17 protein-coding genes are annotated in these 16,084 nt (G+C 70.3%); 7 read left to right on the forward strand and 10 right to left on the reverse strand.

From position 1 onward, the window contains the following. The first annotated feature begins 130 nt into the window (after positions 1 to 130). The gene (locus AB0O76_RS31580; RefSeq protein ID WP_365498012.1) at positions 131 to 799 is read left to right on the forward strand and encodes a pentapeptide repeat-containing protein; all 669 of its coding nucleotides are present in this window, start codon (positions 131 to 133) and stop codon (positions 797 to 799) included. Here AB0O76_RS31580 and AB0O76_RS31585 read toward each other — a convergent pair whose 3' ends face one another. The 3 genes from AB0O76_RS31585 to AB0O76_RS31595 form a co-directional block, all read right to left on the reverse strand. Next, entirely contained in the window at positions 800 to 1,306 is a 507-nt protein-coding gene (locus AB0O76_RS31585; protein ID WP_365498015.1) for a hypothetical protein, read from the reverse strand. It lies immediately after the preceding gene. A 90-nt stretch (positions 1,307 to 1,396) separates the two neighbouring features. Then, positions 1,397 to 2,035 (reverse strand): response regulator transcription factor, encoded by a 639-nt coding sequence (locus AB0O76_RS31590; protein ID WP_365498018.1) that lies wholly within the window; start codon positions 2,033 to 2,035, stop codon positions 1,397 to 1,399. A 13-nt stretch (positions 2,036 to 2,048) separates the two neighbouring features. Beyond that, complete coding sequence (locus AB0O76_RS31595; RefSeq protein WP_365498304.1) at positions 2,049 to 3,185, reverse strand: sensor histidine kinase; 1,137 nt, start codon at positions 3,183 to 3,185, stop codon at positions 2,049 to 2,051. A 245-nt stretch (positions 3,186 to 3,430) separates the two neighbouring features. Here AB0O76_RS31595 and AB0O76_RS31600 point away from each other — a divergent pair, with 245 nt between their 5' ends. Continuing rightward, complete coding sequence (locus tag AB0O76_RS31600) at positions 3,431 to 4,003, forward strand: heme-binding protein (protein ID WP_365498307.1); 573 nt, start codon at positions 3,431 to 3,433, stop codon at positions 4,001 to 4,003. 6 nt (positions 4,004 to 4,009) lie between these two features. On the opposite strand, the gene AB0O76_RS31605 is transcribed toward AB0O76_RS31600, so the two are convergent. Next, complete coding sequence (locus AB0O76_RS31605) at positions 4,010 to 4,135, reverse strand: hypothetical protein (RefSeq protein ID WP_365498021.1); 126 nt, start codon at positions 4,133 to 4,135, stop codon at positions 4,010 to 4,012. A 78-nt stretch (positions 4,136 to 4,213) separates the two neighbouring features. Between AB0O76_RS31605 and AB0O76_RS31610 the strand changes: the two genes are divergently transcribed. Further along, positions 4,214 to 5,605: a M1 family metallopeptidase gene (locus AB0O76_RS31610; RefSeq protein WP_365498310.1), complete on the forward strand. Its 1,392-nt coding sequence runs from the start codon at positions 4,214 to 4,216 to the stop codon at positions 5,603 to 5,605. A 37-nt stretch (positions 5,606 to 5,642) separates the two neighbouring features. On the opposite strand, the gene AB0O76_RS31615 is transcribed toward AB0O76_RS31610, so the two are convergent. Further along, entirely contained in the window at positions 5,643 to 7,211 is a 1,569-nt protein-coding gene (locus AB0O76_RS31615) for a M4 family metallopeptidase (protein ID WP_365498313.1), read from the reverse strand. 221 nt (positions 7,212 to 7,432) lie between these two features. Beyond that, on the reverse strand, positions 7,433 to 7,948 hold the full coding sequence (locus tag AB0O76_RS31620; protein WP_365498024.1) for a GNAT family N-acetyltransferase: 516 nt from the start codon (positions 7,946 to 7,948) through the stop codon (positions 7,433 to 7,435). 236 nt (positions 7,949 to 8,184) lie between these two features. Between AB0O76_RS31620 and AB0O76_RS31625 the strand changes: the two genes are divergently transcribed. Beyond that, positions 8,185 to 8,742, forward strand: a complete 558-nt coding sequence (locus tag AB0O76_RS31625) for a hypothetical protein (RefSeq protein WP_365498027.1) — start codon at positions 8,185 to 8,187, stop codon at positions 8,740 to 8,742. A gap of 107 nt (positions 8,743 to 8,849) precedes the next feature. On the opposite strand, the gene AB0O76_RS31630 is transcribed toward AB0O76_RS31625, so the two are convergent. The 3 genes from AB0O76_RS31630 to AB0O76_RS31640 form a co-directional block, all read right to left on the reverse strand. Then, on the reverse strand, positions 8,850 to 9,686 hold the full coding sequence (locus AB0O76_RS31630; protein WP_365498030.1) for a phosphoenolpyruvate hydrolase family protein: 837 nt from the start codon (positions 9,684 to 9,686) through the stop codon (positions 8,850 to 8,852). A 58-nt stretch (positions 9,687 to 9,744) separates the two neighbouring features. Next, complete coding sequence (locus AB0O76_RS31635; RefSeq protein ID WP_365498032.1) at positions 9,745 to 10,995, reverse strand: Tm-1-like ATP-binding domain-containing protein; 1,251 nt, start codon at positions 10,993 to 10,995, stop codon at positions 9,745 to 9,747. Between the two features lie 124 nt (positions 10,996 to 11,119). Beyond that, positions 11,120 to 11,695, reverse strand: a complete 576-nt coding sequence (locus tag AB0O76_RS31640) for a TerD family protein (RefSeq protein ID WP_135335075.1) — start codon at positions 11,693 to 11,695, stop codon at positions 11,120 to 11,122. A gap of 202 nt (positions 11,696 to 11,897) precedes the next feature. Between AB0O76_RS31640 and arfB the strand changes: the two genes are divergently transcribed. After that, entirely contained in the window at positions 11,898 to 12,335 is a 438-nt protein-coding gene (arfB, locus tag AB0O76_RS31645) for an alternative ribosome rescue aminoacyl-tRNA hydrolase ArfB (RefSeq protein ID WP_365498035.1), read from the forward strand. Between the two features lie 33 nt (positions 12,336 to 12,368). Here the strand turns inward: arfB and AB0O76_RS31650 are convergent, their stop codons facing one another. After that, complete coding sequence (locus tag AB0O76_RS31650; RefSeq protein ID WP_365498316.1) at positions 12,369 to 12,917, reverse strand: flavin reductase family protein; 549 nt, start codon at positions 12,915 to 12,917, stop codon at positions 12,369 to 12,371. Positions 12,918 to 13,309: 392 nt separating this feature from the next. On the opposite strand from AB0O76_RS31650, the gene cdgB reads away from it, so the two are divergent. Both cdgB and AB0O76_RS31660 read left to right on the forward strand, forming a co-directional pair. Next, positions 13,310 to 14,992 carry a diguanylate cyclase CdgB gene (gene cdgB / locus AB0O76_RS31655; protein WP_365498038.1) on the forward strand — a complete coding sequence of 561 codons (1,683 nt, stop codon included), beginning with the start codon at positions 13,310 to 13,312 and terminating at the stop codon, positions 14,990 to 14,992. Between the two features lie 91 nt (positions 14,993 to 15,083). After that, positions 15,084 to 16,049, forward strand: coding sequence for a carbohydrate-binding protein (locus tag AB0O76_RS31660; RefSeq protein ID WP_365498042.1), 966 nt, complete (start codon positions 15,084 to 15,086; stop codon positions 16,047 to 16,049). Positions 16,050 to 16,084 lie beyond the last annotated feature (35 nt).

Raw genomic sequence — 16,084 nt, forward strand, 5'->3', positions numbered from 1 at the left:
CCGTGGGGGTCCGTGGAGGTCGGTTGGGGTCGGTTGGGGTCCGTTGTGGGCCGTCTTCGGTACGACGGGCGGGGGTGCACCGGATGTGACATCGGGGCGCCTTGTCAGTGGCGGGGTGCACGATGAGGGGATGGGACGACAGGGTGCGGCAGTGGTGAAGAAGGCTCGGCGGCCCGAGGTGCGGTTGCCCGTGCTCCGGGCGTTCGAGGAGGGCGAGTTGTCGCCCGACGGGGACTACGACGGGGTGGAGTTCCGTGACCTCGACTTCGGCGGGCAGGACGGCGGGGGAGCGCTGTTCCTCGACTGTGCGGTGACGGGGTGCGGGGTGAGTGAGACACGGCTGAGCCGGGCCCGCTTCGTGGACTCCGTGCTGACGGAGCTGCTGGGGGTGGGTACGGAGCTGGTGGAGGCGTCGCTGCGGGACGTCGAGGTGGTGGACGCGCGTCTTGGGGGCGTTCAGCTGCACGGGAGCGTGCTGGAGCGGGTCGTCGTGCGGGGCGGCAAGATCGACTATCTGAACCTGCGGAAGGCGCGGTTGAAGGACGTCGTGTTCGAGGGCTGCGTGCTGGTGGAGCCGGACTTCGGGCAGGCGGCCCTTGAGCGGGTGGAGTTCGTGGACTGCGCGCTGAAGGGGGCGGACTTCAGCGGCGTACGCATGAAGGATGTCGACCTGCGGTCGGCGGCGGAGCTGGACATCCTGCGGGGGATCGACTGCCTGGCGGGGGCGGTGATCAGTACGGGTCAACTGATGGATCTGGCACCGGCGTTCGCCGCGCAGGTGGGGGTTCGGGTGGAGTAGCTACGCCGGAGGCACGCGGGGGTAGCGGGACTGGAGGGTCCAGATCGCCGGGTTGTCGGCCAGGGAGTCGTGGAGGTCGGTGAGGTCCGCCAGGAGGTCCTGGAGGAAGTCGCGGGCCTCGCGGCGCAGCTCCGCGTGGGAGAAGTTCAGCGGGGGCTCGTCCGGGTCCATCCAGTCCGCCTCGATGTCCACCCAGCCGAACCGCCGGGTGAACAGCATCCGGTCGCTGGACTCGGTGAAGTCCAGTTCCGCGTACTGGGGGCGGGAGGCCCTGCTCCCGAGGGGGTCCTTGTCGAGCGTCTCGACGATGTCGCACAGCGCCCATGCGAAGTCGAGCACGGGCACCCATCCCCAGGCTGTGGACAGCTCCCGGTCGGCCTTGGTGTCCGCCAGGTACACATCCCCGCAGAAGAGGTCGTGGCGCAGGGTGTGGACGTCCGCCCGGCTGTAGTCCAGCTGCGGGGGGTCCGGGAAGCGGCGGGAGAGCGCGTAGCCGATGTCGAGCACGGGGTCGATGGTGTCACGGCCGGGCGGTGGTCCGGTCCGCGGCGGTCAGGCAGGGGCGGGGGCAGGGGCAGGGGCGGGGGCGGGGTCAGGTCAGGGGAGCAGTCGCTGTTCCTTTGCCACCGCCACCGCGCCCGCCCTCGTGTCCACGCCGAGCTTGTCGTAGATGCGGCCCAGATGCGTCTTCACGGTGGCCTCGCTGATGAACAGGGCGCGGGCGATCTCCCGGTTGCCCAGGCCCTGGGACAGCTGGCCGAGGATGTCGCGTTCGCGGTCCGTGAGCGTGGGGTGCGGGGCGCGCATGCGGGCCATGACGCGCGATGCGACCGGCGGCGAGAGCGCGGTGCGGCCCTGGGACGCCGCGTGGATCGCGGAGAAGAGCTCCTCGGGGCGCTCCGCCTTGAGGAGATAGCCGGTCGCGCCCGCCTCGATCGCCCGCGTGATGTCCGCGTCCGTGTCGTAGGTCGTCAGGACCAGGACGTGGGGCGGGGTGCCGGACGACGAGGCGATGCGGCGCGTCGCCTCCACGCCGTCGATGCCCTCGCCGAGCTGCAGGTCCATCAGGACCACGTCCGGCGTCAGCTTCGCCGCCAGGGCCACCGCCTCCTCGCCCGTGCCCGCCTCGCCGACCACCTCGATGTCCGGCGCGCTGCCCAGCAGGGCGAGCAGACCCGCGCGTACGACGACGTGGTCGTCGCAGACCAGGAGGCGGACGGGAGGTGTGCTCGTCATGGGGTCTCCAACGTCATGAGGTCTCCAAGGGCGGCTCCAGCGGGATCGACACGGACAGGACCGTGCCCTCGCCCGGCGCCGACTCGATCGTCAGTCTGCCGCCGAGCTGGCCCGCCCGCGCGCGGATCGCGGGAAGGCCGTGGCCTCGTACGCCGGTGCTCCTGGCGGCGGACGGCGTGAAGCCCCTGCCGTCGTCCGCGACGTCCAGGACCACCTGGTCGTCAAGGAGCGTCAGGGTCAGCGCCGCCGTGGTCGCCTCGGCGTGCTCGCGTACGTTGGCCAACGCGCCCTGCGCGATACGGAGCAGCGCCGAGCCGACCCGGTCCGGCAGCGGCACCGGGGCGCCCTCCGCGTGGAAGCGGACGGTCAGGCCCGCGTCCGACTCCCGTTCCGCAAGCGCCCGCAGCGCCTGGGTCACGCCGCCGCCGTCCGCGAGGTCGGCGGGCGCCAGGTCGTGCACGAAGCGGCGCGCCTCGGCGAGGCCGCGTTCGGTGATCGACTCGGCGGTACGGACATGGGTGCGGGCCTTGGCCGGGTCCGCGTCCCAGACCCGGTCGGCGGCCTGGAGCAGCATCTGCTGGCTGGACAGGCCCTGCGCGAGGGTGTCGTGGATCTCCATGGAGAGCCGCTGGCGTTCGGCGAGCGTGCCCTCGCGGCGCTCGGTGGCGGCCAGTTCGCGGCGGGTGCGGATGAGGTCGTCGATGAGGTCGCGCTGGCGGGCGGCCTGGCGCTGCATGTACAGGAAGACGGCGCTGGCCACCGCCGCCCATGCGGGCGGCGCGAACAGCAGGTTCGGGTCGAAGTGGCCCGCGAGTTCCAGCTGCGCGGCGACCACGAAGGTGGTCAGTACGGCCACCAGGAGCAGAGCGGCGCGCGGCGGCAGCGTACGGAGCCCGGTGTAGAAGAGCGGCACCGCGCACCACGCGAAGCTCGGCGCGAGCATGACGAGCACGCCCCAGGCCGCCACGACGAGGGTCAGCCAGGCGAGGCGGTGCGGGGTGGGGCGGGTGCCGAGGGAGGGGCCGAGTACGTAGAGCAGCGCGAGGGAGACGGAGAGCGCGATGATCCACGGGGTGCGGGGCTCGCCGGGGTGACGGATCAGGAAGCGGGCCAGCGAGGCGGCGAGGAGGAGAAAGAACGCCGTGTGCATGACGGCTGCGAGCCAGCGTGCGTCGGGGTCCGGGTAGCCCGGGCCGGGGTGGGCGTACCCGTCCACCGCGGTGGCGGCAGGGTCGGGCTCGCCGTTCTGGTTCACCCTCTTATTGTGACCTTGAGCGGACAGGTACGGGTCAGCCGATCGGCTGACCCAGGGGTCAGCCGGAACGCTCCTCGGGAGCAGCCGGTACGCCGACGAGGGGAGCCGGAGCGCGGCCTGAAGATCGACGCATGAGACGCATGACCAAGAACCCCAGCCACAAGCGCTCGAAGCGCACCCGCATCGTCACCGGCGCCCTCGCGATCGCCGCCCTCGGGGCAGGCACCTTCGGCGCCGTGTCCGCGACCGCCGGGACCCCGGACGCCGCGTCGAAGGCCCCCGTCGTCGCCGACGCGGGCGACGGCAACCTCCAGCAGTCCACGCACCTCACCGTGGGCGCAGCGACCAAGGCCGCGCAGGCGAGCCTGGACGCCGCGAAGAAGGAGAACCAGCGGATCACGGTCGCCGTCGTGGACCGGGGCGGCAACACCGTCGTGACCCTGCGCGGCGACGGCGCGGGCCCGCAGTCCTACGAGTCCGCCGAGAAGAAGGCGTACACCGCCGTCTCCTGGAACGCGCCGACCTCCGAGCTGACCAAGCGCTTGGAGCAGGCCCCGACCCTGAAGGACATCCCCGGCACGCTGTTCCTGGCGGGCGGCGCCCCGGTCACCGTCAAGGGCGCCCCGATCGCGGGCATCGGTGTCGCGGGCGCGCCGTCCGGCGACCTGGACGAGAAGTTCGCCCAGGCCGGTGTAGCTGCCCTGAACGGCTGACATCCGTCAGGGCGTCCGCAGTGTCCGCAGTGTCCGCAGCGTCCGCAGCGCCCGGGCGGTGCGCGACGCCTGGGCGGCGATGCCGGGGATGCTGGACGTGATGAACGAGCCGCCGCCGAACATATGCCGCATAAGATCGCATCCGTGCACCCACGATCCACCGCGCCCCGCGGCACAACCACCGCGCCCCGCGGCACAACCACCGCCGCACTGGCCGCCCTCACCGCCCTTGCCCTCACCGCATGCAGCGGCTCCGGAGTGCACGGCACGCCCGGAGCCGACGGTGTGCGCGACCCGTACTTCCCGAAGCTGGGCAACGGCGGTTACGACGTCGCGCACTACGGCCTGACCATCGGCTACGACCCCGAGTCCCGCCATCTCACCGGCGAGGCCGAGATCACGGCGCGTGCCACGCAGGGCCTCAGCGCCTTCAACCTCGACCTCAAGGGTCTGGACGTGAAGACGGTGACCGTCGAGGGGAAGGACGCCAACTTCCACCGCGACGGGCAGGAGCTGACGATCCGTCCGCCCGACGACCTCGACAAGGGCGAGACGTTCCGCACCACCGTCCGCTACTCCGGCACCCCGGAAACCATCACCGACCCGGACGACTCCGAGGAGGGCTGGCTGCGGACGGCGGACGGCGCCGTCGCGCTCGGCGAGCCGACGGGCTCGATGGCCTGGTTCCCCGCGAACAACCACCCCTCGGACAAGGCCTCGTACGACATACGGATCACCGTCCCCAAGGGCCTGAAGGCCATCTCCAACGGCGAGTTGACCCGCGAGTCGACCAGGAACGGCCGCACCACCTTCGCCTGGCACAGCGCGGAACCGATGGCGAGCTATCTGGCGACCGTCGCCATCGGGACGTACGAGGTGAAGCGCTCGACCACCAAGTCGGGCATCCCCGTGCTCACCGCCGTGGACCCCTCCCAGGTCAAGGCGAGCGCGAAGGCGCTCGCCAAGATCCCCGAGATCATGGAGTGGCAGGAGCTGAACTTCGGTCCCTACCCCTTCTCGTCGACGGGCGCGATCGTCGACAGGGAGCAGGACGTGGGCTACGCCCTGGAGACCCAGACCCGCCCCACCTTCCCCGGCGCCCCCGACACCGAACTCCTCGTCCACGAGCTGGCCCACCAGTGGTTCGGCAACTCCGTCACGCCCAAGTCCTGGCAGGACATGTGGCTCAACGAGGGCTTCGCGACGTACGCGGAGTGGTTGTGGGAGGAGGACCACGGCGGCGACAGCGTCCAGGAGACCTTCGACGCGATCTACGACGACGAGTACTACGAGTCCGACGAGGACAACGAGGCGATCTGGGCCTTCCCGCCCGCGAAGCCGCCGTCCGCCGCGCGCGTCTCGGACAGTCCCGTGTACGAGCGGGGCGGCATGGTCGTCCACAAGATCCGGCAGGCGGTGGGCGACGACACCTTCTACGACATCGTGCAGGGCTGGACGAAGTCCCGTCGCCACGGGAATGCGGACACCAAGGACTTCACCCGGTACGTCGAGGAGCACGCGGGCGGCGACGCGGCGCGCGAGAAGGTGCGCGCGATCTGGGGGCCGTGGCTCTACGGCGACGGAAAGCCGGACCACCCCTGAGGGGCACCCGGAGGGGTGATCCGGCCTGGCTCCAGCGCTACTTGACGTTCACCCCGGTCCAGGCGGCCGCGACCGCCTTCTCCTCGGCGCTGCCCGCGCCGTACAGGTCGGCGGCCGCCTTGAGCGTGGCGGTGCGGGCGCCCGCGTAGTTGGTCGTCGACGTCATGTAGACGGACAGCGCCTTGTACCAGATCTGGTAGGCCTTGGTCCGTCCGATGCCGGTGAGCGAACTGCCGTCCGCCGTGGCGGAGTCGTAGGAGACGCCGTTGATGGTCTTCGCGCCGCTGCCCTCGCTCAGCAGGTAGAAGAAGTGGTTGGCGACGCCGGACGAGTAGTGCACGTCGAGGCGGCCGACGTTCTTGGACCAGAAGTCGGCGGAGTTGCCGTCCTTGCTGGGCTTGTCCATGTAGCGCAGCGGGGTGCCGTTGCCGCGGATGTCGATCTTCTCGCCGATGAGGTAGTCGCCGACGTCGCTCGGGTTGTTGGCGTGGAACTCGACGGACGTGCCGAGGATGTCGCTGGTCGCCTCGTTCAGGCCGCCGGACTCCCGGCTGTAGTTGAGCTTCGCGGTGGCGGCGGTGAGCCCGTGGGTCATCTCGTGGCCGGCCACGTCGAGTGAGGTCAGCGGCTTGAGGTTGCCCGCTCCGTCGCCGTACGTCATGCAGAAGCAGGCGTCGGACCAGAAGGCGTTGACGTACGCGTTGCCGTAGTGGACGCGGGAGTAGGCGGCCTTGCCGTCGCCCGCGATGCCGTTTCTGTTGAACTCGGACTTGTAGAAGTCCCAGGTCTGCGCGGCTCCGTACGCGGCGTCGACGGCGGCGGTCTGCCGGTTCTGCGGCGTTCCGTCGCCCCACGTGTCGTCGGCGTCGTGGAAGAGGGTGCCGGTGCCCGACGTGCCGCCATTGAGGTCGTACGTCTTGTGGCCGCCGCGTGCGCCGTCGGTGAGGTCGTAGCCGCCGGACGCGGATGCGGTCGAGCCGACGGCGACGGAGCCGCTGTACTGCCCCGTCCCGGTGCCGTTCTCGATGGCCTCGTGGCTGAAGAGCTGCTTGCCGGTGCGGGCGTCGGTGACGACGTGCAGCTCGCTGGGGGTGCCGTCGTGCTGGACGCCCGTCACCACGGTTTCGTACGCGAGGACGGGCGAACTGCCCTTGTCCCCGGCCCAGATGACCTTGCGTACGTTCTTGGCGCGGGCCTTCTCGGAGTCGGCCGCGGCGACGGCGGACTTCTTGGCGTCGGCGCTCGACACATCGGCGTCCGTCGACGCCACGGATATCCGTCCGCCGCGGGCCTTGTCGACGCTTTTCAGCTTGCCGCTCTTCGCGGTGTGCGCGACGAGGTCGCCGCCGAGCACGGGCAGTCCTTCGTAGGTGCGCTCGTAGCGGGTGTGGACGGTGCCGTCGGTGTCCTTGACGACATCGCGGACGACGAGCTTCTCCTTGCCGCCGAGTCCGATCTCATCGGCGGCCGAAGAGGCGTCGGCCTGCGCCGACTTGATGGCCTCGGCGCGCTGCGCCGCGCTCAGGCGCAGGGTGCCCGCGCCGGCGGATTCCTGGTCACCGGCCGCGGTGGCGGCGGTGGTGCTCTGTACGCCGAGCACGACCATGGCGGCCGATGCGGCGAGGGCGGCGGCGCGAACAGCGGTCTTGCGAGGGGTGGGGGACTGCTGTCTCACTGGCTCTCCTTGAAAAAGGGCTTGGCCGAGGGTGGGGAGCGGCGGAGAGAGAGTGACACCGGTGACCCGTTGATTGACGGTTCACTAACAACTCTTTACTTGTTCTTGTCCGAATGGTGCGGCCCAATGTCCGCTATGCGTACGGCTGTTCACTACCCCAGCGGCTTGCGGAGCACGGCGCACGGACGATCCGCGCCGCGATCCTTCCTGCGATCCACGACCTCGTACCCGAGCGAGCCCCAGAAGGCGAACCCCGCGTCATTGCCCTCGAGGACGGCCAGGCGCATCCCATCACGCCCCTCCGCCCGGAACCGCTCCTCGATCTTGCCCACGAACTCCCGGCCGTACCCCTTGCGTTGCTGCCGCGCATCCACCAGGAGCAGCCCGATCCACGGATCGGGGTCGGCGGGGTCGGGATGCCGGGCCAGCGTGATGCCGACCCCGACGACCCGCCCCTCGGAACGGGCCAGGAGCACCTCGGCCCCCGGCACCGCCAACTCGTCCGCCAGCGCGGCCGCGACCTGCTCGGGACGGATGTCGTCGGGGTCCGGGAAGTCCCCGGAGAGCGCGTGGAAGGCGCGGTTGGAGGCGTACACGGCGGTGAGCTCGGTGAGCAGTTCGCCGGGCAGGGCGCCGCCGTCCGAGGGGGTGAGCGGTTCGAGGATCATGCGGCGCAGATTAGTGGACGGACAGGCCGGTTCCCGCTGCCTCCCTTTTCGCTCTCCTTCCCTCGAGCACCAGGAATTGATTCCGGCATCACGCGTCTGAACAAATTCAGGACAGCTGTCGATTTGGCCGGAAGAACGGCTGCCGCGAGCCGCGTGAATTCTTCAATCTGTACGAGCGTCGCCGCGTCATATCGAGATGTGCGGCGCTCAACCAATTCCCCGGAAGGGAGAATTACGTGGCAAGCAGCAGGGCACGTATCCGCGTCGAGCTCGTCAAGGTCCACTGTTTCGACACCGAGGACAACCTCGGCGGCGACGAGTTCTACGTCGTGGGCGCCGCCGCCTGTGGTGACATCCGCAACGTCGTGCTGACCAAGCCGCTCGACATCAACGACCAGCAGACGAAGATGTTCAACCCGACCGAGTCCGTGATCTTCGAGGGCGAGGTCGACATGGCCGACACCCTCACCCTCGGAATCGCCGGCTACGACGAGGACTTCAGCTCGGACTGGGGCAAGTACGGCCAGGCCCTCAAGGAGATGCTGGACTCCGTCAACAAGGTCGTCCCCATCCCCGGCCAGTTCGGCCAGCAGCTCATCGACGTCTCGTACACGGCGATGAGCGAGGTCCTCAAGAAGATCGACCCGGACGACGAACTCGGTCAGCTCACGGTCTCCCGCCCCATTTCGGAAATTCACGCGGGTGACAAGCCGTGGCCGTTCGAGGGCGGCACGTGGATGGGCAAGTGGAAGTACGAAGTGACGTACCGGATCACGAAGATTCCGGTGCAGTAGCGCGAAGATTCCGGTGCAGTAGCGATTAGTCGCAGGCCTCTTCTAGTCGCAGGCCTCTTCTGGATGGGACGGCTTTCCGCAGGCGGCGGCCGTCCCATTCCGGGCCTTTATGGTGTGAACGTCAGGGCCTTGAACGCCCGCGTCTGCTCCACGATCGCCCGTTCCGTGGGGAGCCGTTCGATCGAGGACGCGCCGAAGAAGCCGACGATTCCTGTGGTGCGGGAGAGGACGTACGCCGCGTCCTCGGGCTCCGCGATCGGGCCCCCGTGGCAGAGCACCAAGATGTCGGGGTTCACCTCCTTGGCCGCGTCGTGCATCTCCTGGACCGCTGCCGCCGCCTGGTCCAGGGTCAGGGCCGTGCCCGCGCCGATCGAGCCCTTCGTGGTCAGACCCACGTGCGGGACGAGGACGTCCGCGCCCGCGCGGGCCATGTCCGCCGCCTGGGCCGGGTCGAAGACGTAGGGGGCCGTCAGGAGGTCGCGGGCGTGGGCCTCGCGGACCATGTCGACCTCCAGGGCGTAACCCATGCCCGTCTCCTCGAGGTTGGTGCGGAACGTGCCGTCGTAGAGGCCGACCGTCGGGAAGTTCTGGACGCCCGCGAAGCCCATCGCTTTCAGCTCGTCCAGGAAGCGGCCCATGTCCCGGAACGGGTCCGTGCCGCACACCCCGGCGAGCACCGGGGTGTCCTTCACCACCGGAAGGACCTCCCGCGCCATGTCGACCACGATCGCGTTCGCGTCGCCGTACGGGAGCAGCCCGGCGAGCGAGCCGCGGCCCGCCATGCGGTAGCGGCCCGAGTTGTAGATGATCAGGAGGTCGACGCCGCCGTCCTCGGCGCACTTGGCGGAGAGGCCGGTGCCTGCTCCCGCCCCGATGACGGGATTCCCCGCCGCCACTTGGGAGTTGAGGCGGGAGAGGGCTTCCTTGCGGGTGATCGAGGTCATGAGGTCAGCGCTCCTTGATGACGGTGAGTGCGTACGTCGATGCCTGTGCGCGGGTGCGTCACGGGGTCGGCTTCAGCTCGCGCGAGCCGATCAGCTCGTCCAGGCGGTTCGCCATCGCCACCGCGAACGACGCGTCGTTGATGTGTACGTCCATTTCGTGGAGCCGCACTCCGCTGCCCCGCACCGTCGTACGCAGGGCGGACAGGCCCGCCGCGTCCGCCGCCGCGTCCTCGAACGGGCCGCCGTCGATGTCCACCGCCGAGACGCCGCGCAACGGCCAGAACAGTTCGGCGGGGCCACGGGCCGCGGCGAGCTTGTGGCCGAGGGATGCGCCCAGGGTCGCCATCTCCTGGGCGGTCGTCCGCATCAGGGTGACCGTCGGGTTGTGGACGAGCAGGTTGCGGTCCGCGAACCGGGCCGGGACGGTCGACTCGGGGCCGAAGTTGACCATGTCGAGGGCGCCGGGCGCGACGACCTGGGGGATGCCCGCGCGGCCCGCGGCGGTGAGGCGCTCGGGGCCCGCGGAGAGGACACCGCCGACCAGATCGTCGGCCAGTTCGGTGGTGGTCAGGTCCAGTACGCCGTCCAGGAGACCGTCGGACGCCAGCTTCTCCACCGCGCGGCCGCCCGCGCCGGTGGCGTGGAAGACCAGAACCTCGTAGCCCAGCTCCTCCAGACGGGCGCGGGCCGCGTCGATCGCGGGCGTCGTCACGCCGAACATCGTCGCCGCGACCACCTTGCGGCCCTGGCCCGCGAGTTCGTCGTGGTTGCGTTCGTAGCGGCGGGCCATGCCGGAGGCGGCGGCCGCCGCGTTGCCGAGGACCTGCCGGGAGACCGAGTTGATCCCGGAGATGTCGACGACGCTGTACATGAGGGTGATGTCGCTGCTGCCGACGTACGGGGCGACATCCCCGCCCGCCATCGTGCTGACGAGGACCTTCGGCACCCCGATCGGCAGTGCCCGCATCGCCTGCGCGGCGATCGCCGAGCCGCCGCTGCCCGCCGCCGCGAGCACCGCGTGCAGCCTGCCGGCGCGGTGCAGGTCGAGGACGACCTCCGTCACGCCGTCCGCCATCGCCGCGACCGCCGCGCCCCGTTCGGCCGAGCGCCGCAGCTTTGCCAGGTCGTGCCCGGCCGCGCGGGCCACGGCGTCGGCCGGTACGTCGGCGGTGGGCGCCTGTGCGGGTGGCGGCAGTACGCCCGTGTCGACGAGCAGGACATTGCCTCCGTACTCCCGCAGCCGTTCGCGCAGCCAGGCGTACTCGGCGCCTTTGGTGTCCAGCGTGCCGACCAGCACCACGGTTGCCATGGGCTCTCACACTCCTTCATTTCCCGCCCACCCACCCGATTACCCGGCGATTACCCGGCACAGACGACGAGGGCCCCCGGCGGAACGAATCCGTCGGGGGCCCTCGTCAACTGCCTGGTGAACCTCAGACGTTGACGCCGAAGTCCTGCGCGATACCGACCAGGCCGGACGCGTAGCCCTGGCCCACCGCGCGGAACTTCCACTCCGCACCGCTGCGGTACAGCTCGCCGAAGACCATGGCGGTCTCGGTGGCGGCGTCCTCGGAGAGGTCGTAGCGCGCGATCTCGGCGCCGCCGGCCTGGTTGAGGATACGGATGAAAGCGTTCCGCACCTGGCCGAAGTTCTGCGAGCGGTTCTCGGCGTCGTAGATCGAGACCGGGAAGACGATCTTGTCGATGTCGGCCGGGAGGCCCGCCAGGTTGACGTTGATCTGCTCGTCGTCGCCCTCGCCCGCACCCGTGACGTTGTCACCGGTGTGCACGATGGTCTGGTCCGGCGTCGCCTTGTTGTTGAAGAAGACGAAGTGGCCGTCCGAGAAGACCTTGCCCTGGGGGTTCACCGCGATCGCGGAGGCGTCCAGGTCGAAGTCGGTGCCAGTGGTGGTGCGGACGTCCCAGCCGAGGCCCACGGTGACGGCGGTCAGGCCCGGAGCCTCCTTGGTGAGCGAGACGTTGCCACCCTTGGACAGGCTTACTGCCATTGTTGGGAGTCCCTTCCCTCGTTGCGTACGAACGGGCTTCGTACTGGGGACGAAGCTACCGTCACCTCTATGAACGTCGACCGGGGTCCCAGAGGTTCCACTTCCTTTTACTTTCTTTACTCACCTCTGGCACCACACGTCCCCGGCGCGTCGGCATGACGACCGTAAATACGGGTGACGTGGACCGGACAGACGCGGGACCATGGAGCACATGTCCGGTCCCTATGTCATCCGCGGCTCCGTCTCCCTCCCCGAGGCCGAGCTCATGTGGCGTTTCTCGCGGTCCTCGGGGCCGGGCGGGCAGCACGTCAACACCAGTGATTCGCAGGTGGAGCTGAGGTTCGACCTGGCGAACACGGACGCGCTGCCCGAGGTGTGGAAGGAGCGCGCCCTGGAGCGCCTCGCGAACCGCCTCGTGGGCGGAGTCGTCAGCGTGCGGGCCTCGGAGCACCGCTCCCAGTGGCGCAACCGCGAGATGGCCGCGATCCGCCTCGCCTCGCTCCTCGCGGAAGCCACCGCCCCGCCGCCGCGGCCCCGCAGGGCCACGAAGATCCCCCGTGGCATCAACGAGCGGCGGCTGCGGAACAAGAAGCAGCGCAGCGAGACCAAGCGCGGCCGCTCGGGGCAGGGCTGGGGCTGAACGCCAAGCAAACCCCGCGTTAGCAAATGGTGCTCAGCCAAGATGCCGGTACTTCCCCTTGAAATACATCAGCGGCCCGCCGTCCGCGCTGGGCACCTGCGCCGTGAGCACCCGCCCGATGACGAGGGTGTGATCGCCCGCCGTCACCGTCTGCTCGGTGCGGCACTCCAGCGTCGCGAGCGCGCCGCCCACCAGCGGCGCCCCGCAGGCCTCGCCCCGTACGTAAGGGATGTCCTCGAAGAGCAGCCGGTCGCTGATCCGGCCCTTCATGGCGAACCGGCCCGCGATGTGCCGCTGGCTCTCGGCGAGCACCGAGACGCCCCACAGCGGCTGCTCGGCGAGCAGGTCGTCCATCCGGGAGCCCTCACGCAGGCTGACCAGCACCAGCGGCGGGTCCAGGGAGACGGAGAGGAACGCCGTCGCCGTCATGCCGACGTCCTCGCCGCCCGGTGCCATCGGGTCCTGGGCGTCCAGCGGAAGCTCACGCGCGGTCACCAGGACCACGCCCGCTGCGAGCCGGGACATGGCGGCGCGGAACTCTTCGTTGCTCACCCCCACAGGATGCCTGTCGGGGGCCGGGATGCCGGGGGATGCCGGGGCGGGGGAGGTCGCGGGAGCGCCCTGGGGCGGCGCCTGCGGCGTCTGGAGTGTCTTCGGTACGGGAACCACGGCACGACGCTAGCCCGGCACTCGCCGCCGCCACATCGGGCCCGGGGCCGAGACCGGGCCTAGGACCGATGGCCTATGGGCCGCTGCCGAGAGGGTGGACTAGGCCAGTGGACTGGACCAACGAAGGCTTCCCATCTGTGACTTGAGTCACAGGACCCATAAATTGTTGACCCTGTGTACCGAGTGAGCTGCTCGCTGTGATTCAGTGACGGTGGCAATCAGACACTGGGGTGACTCAGACACTGAGGGAACTAAGGGCGCTGCGAATCCTGGAGTTGCTGTCGAGGTCTCGGGGAGAGCGAGCAATGGAGACCGAGTCGGAGCCGTACGTCCGTCTTGCGACCCTGCGGCAGCTGCATCAAGTGGTGGCGGACCTGAACACGGCCCGAAGCCTGGCGGACACGCTGCAGACCGTCGCCGACGGCGTGGTCAACGGCCTTGGCTATGAGCTGGCGTGCGTCAATCTCGTGCGCCCGGACGGCGACCTCGTCGTGGCCGCCTTCGCGGGCAACACCGCCGCCGAGGCGCTCATCACCGGCCGGGTCGGCTCCCGCGACGCCTGGGAGCGCCGCCTCTCCATGGGCGAGCCCTGGGGCGCCCTCCGCTTCATCTCGTACACAGAGGGCTGGATCCTCGACGAGGACGACGTCCCCCAGTGGTACACCGAGGGCCCCGAGCCCCGCTTCGAGGACGAGTGGCACCCCTCCGACCGGCTCTTCGCCCCCATGTACGCGACCGGCGCCGCCGGCGGTGAACTGCTCGGCGTGATCTCCGTGGACCGGCCGCGCAACGGCCGCAGGCCCGGCGCCTGGGGCCGCGAGGCCCTGCAGATGTACGCCTTCCAGGCCGCCATCGCGATCAGCAACGCGCGTCTGCGAGCCAACATGCAGCGCGCCCTGGTCAGGCTTGAGCGCGAGCAGCAGGCACTGAGGGCCAGCGAGGAGAGTTTCCGGCAGGCCTTCGAGTACGCACCCTCCGGCATGGCCATCGCCGAGATGGGCGGCGACCAGCACGGCCGCATCCTGCGTACGAACGACGCGCTCTGCCGCCTGCTCGGCCGCCCCGCGTCCGCCATGCGCCGCTACTCCTTCTCCGACCTGGTCCACCCCGAGGACATCGGCACCCTCCTGCGGACCTCCGCCGAGGGCGGCCGCGCCGAGCTGCGCCTGGCCCGCCGCGACGGGACGTACCTCTGGGTGTCGCTGCGCAATTCCGTCGTCGCGGACGCCGCCGACGGCCCCCGATTCCTCCTGACCCACGTCGAGGACATCGAGGAGCGCAAGCGCCGCGAGCTCCAGCTCGCCCACCGCGCCTCGCACGACGCCCTCACCGGCCTGCCCAACTCCGCCGAGCTGAAATCGCGCCTCAGCGCCCGCCTCTGCCGCCGCCCGCACGCGGGCCAGCCCAGCGCGGTGGACTCGCTGGACGCCGCGTACGACGGCGCCTACGACGCGGACGGGCAGCACGGCTTCGACTACGGCGTGCACGCCGCGCAGGCGCCGAACAGCCTGCAGCAGGGCGGCGAAGGCTTCGACCACCATGTGCACACCGCCGCGCCCCCGGAGGGCAACGGCGACACCGACGACGGCACCAAGGGCCTGGCCGTTCTCTTCTGCGACCTCGACGGCTTCAAGTCCATCAACGACCGCTTCGGCCACCACACCGGCGACGCCGTCCTCATCGAGGTGGCAAGGCGGCTCACCAACGGCGTACGCGACGGGGACACGGTCGCCAGGCTCGGCGGCGACGAGTTCGTCGTCCTCGCCGACGGGCTCGGCAGGGCCGACGCGCAGGACCTCGCGGTGCGACTGCGGAACGCGATCATCCCGCCGATCCGGGTGGACGGCAGAGCGGTCCGCGTGGGGGCCAGTTTCGGCATCGGCTGGGCGCACTGCGGGATGTCGGCCGACGCAGTGTTGCACTCCGCTGACCAGCGGATGTACGTGGAGAAACGCTCACGTGCCAAGCAGCACCGGCGGGCCGGCTGACGGTCCTGATGAGGTCAACGCCACCCCGTGGCATCACTCGGAGCGGGTAGGCTCCCCCGGTCAGCGATATGTATGAGGGAGTGACCTGGGAATGACGACGCCCGGCAATAACGGCGAGCAGACGCCGAGCGCGCCGCAGGGCGACGACGACCCGTTCGGCTATCTGTACGAGGACGGCCAGGCGGCCGGTGCGACCCCGCCCGGCGGAGGCGGCGGCTACGGCTACCCGGGCCCCCGGTCCTCGTACAACCAGGTCCGCGCGGTCGGCGACCGGCGTCCCTCGTACGGCCAGCAGCAGACGCAGCAGACGTACGGCCAGCAGGTCCCGCAGCAGCAGACGTACGGCCAGCCGAACGCCCACTACGCGGCTCCCGAGACACAGCCGGGCGGTGCGCCCCAGTACTCACCGGCGCCCGCGGGCACGGGCGGCGGCCGGGGCCGGGGCCCCAACACCAAGGGCCTGCTGATCGGCGCGATCGCGGTGGTGGCGGTCGTCGCCATCGGGATCGGCGCTGCGATGCTGACCGGCGGCGGTGACGAGAAGGACGGCCCCGAGGCGGGCGGCCGGCCCAGCAAGGCGTCGACGGTCGAGCCCAGCGAGAAGCCGTCGAAGCCCGCGAAGGACCCGGTCGACCTCCCCAAGACGGACGCGAAGGCCCTGAAGCTGGAGGGCGGCACGACGACGGCGTCGGACGTCCCCGGCGCGGAGGCCGCGGGCGGTGTCTACGTGGCGGGCTTCGACAAGGTCGGCGCCCAGGTCACATGGACGGTGAACGGCATCCCCAAGGGCGGGACGTACAAACTGCAGGTGACGTACGGCGTGCCGGGCAAGGATGCCAACGCGAACATCATCGTGAACGGCAAGAAGGAAACCCGCCCGCTGAACATGAAGAACTTCGCCGGCGCCGACGAAGGCGACTGGGAGAAGGGCTGGACGAACACGTTCGCCGTGATCCAGCTCAACAAGGGGACGAACACGATCGCGCTCGCGTGCGACCAGAGCAGCATCTGCGGGGCGAACCTCGACCAGATGTGGCTCAAGGGCAGCCAGGGCTAGGCCGGTTCCCTGGGGCTCCGCCCCAGACCCCGCTC

It is taken from the genome of Streptomyces sp. NPDC086554, assembly GCF_040686095.1.
Classification (GTDB): Bacteria; Actinomycetota; Actinomycetes; order Streptomycetales; family Streptomycetaceae; genus Streptomyces.

Bases quoted from the DNA above. Each gene is read 5' to 3' on its own strand.
- AB0O76_RS31580 (WP_365498012.1), top strand. From the start codon at position 131: ATGGGACGACAGGGTGCGGCAGTGGTGAAGAAGGCTCGGCGGCCCGAG.
- AB0O76_RS31590 (WP_365498018.1), bottom strand. From the start codon at position 2,035: ATGACGAGCACACCTCCCGTCCGCCTCCTGGTCTGCGACGACCACGTC.
- AB0O76_RS31595 (WP_365498304.1), bottom strand. From the start codon at position 3,185: ATGCACACGGCGTTCTTTCTCCTCCTCGCCGCCTCGCTGGCCCGCTTC.
- AB0O76_RS31600 (WP_365498307.1), top strand. From the start codon at position 3,431: ATGACCAAGAACCCCAGCCACAAGCGCTCGAAGCGCACCCGCATCGTC.
- AB0O76_RS31605 (WP_365498021.1), bottom strand. From the start codon at position 4,135: ATGCGGCATATGTTCGGCGGCGGCTCGTTCATCACGTCCAGCATCCCC.
- AB0O76_RS31615 (WP_365498313.1), bottom strand. From the start codon at position 7,211: ATGGTCGTGCTCGGCGTACAGAGCACCACCGCCGCCACCGCGGCCGGT.
- AB0O76_RS31620 (WP_365498024.1), bottom strand. From the start codon at position 7,948: ATGATCCTCGAACCGCTCACCCCCTCGGACGGCGGCGCCCTGCCCGGC.
- AB0O76_RS31630 (WP_365498030.1), bottom strand. From the start codon at position 9,686: ATGACCTCGATCACCCGCAAGGAAGCCCTCTCCCGCCTCAACTCCCAA.
- AB0O76_RS31635 (WP_365498032.1), bottom strand. From the start codon at position 10,995: ATGGCAACCGTGGTGCTGGTCGGCACGCTGGACACCAAAGGCGCCGAG.
- AB0O76_RS31640 (WP_135335075.1), bottom strand. From the start codon at position 11,695: ATGGCAGTAAGCCTGTCCAAGGGTGGCAACGTCTCGCTCACCAAGGAG.
- arfB (WP_365498035.1), top strand. From the start codon at position 11,898: ATGGAGCACATGTCCGGTCCCTATGTCATCCGCGGCTCCGTCTCCCTC.
- cdgB (WP_365498038.1), top strand. From the start codon at position 13,310: ATGGAGACCGAGTCGGAGCCGTACGTCCGTCTTGCGACCCTGCGGCAG.
- AB0O76_RS31660 (WP_365498042.1), top strand. From the start codon at position 15,084: ATGACGACGCCCGGCAATAACGGCGAGCAGACGCCGAGCGCGCCGCAG.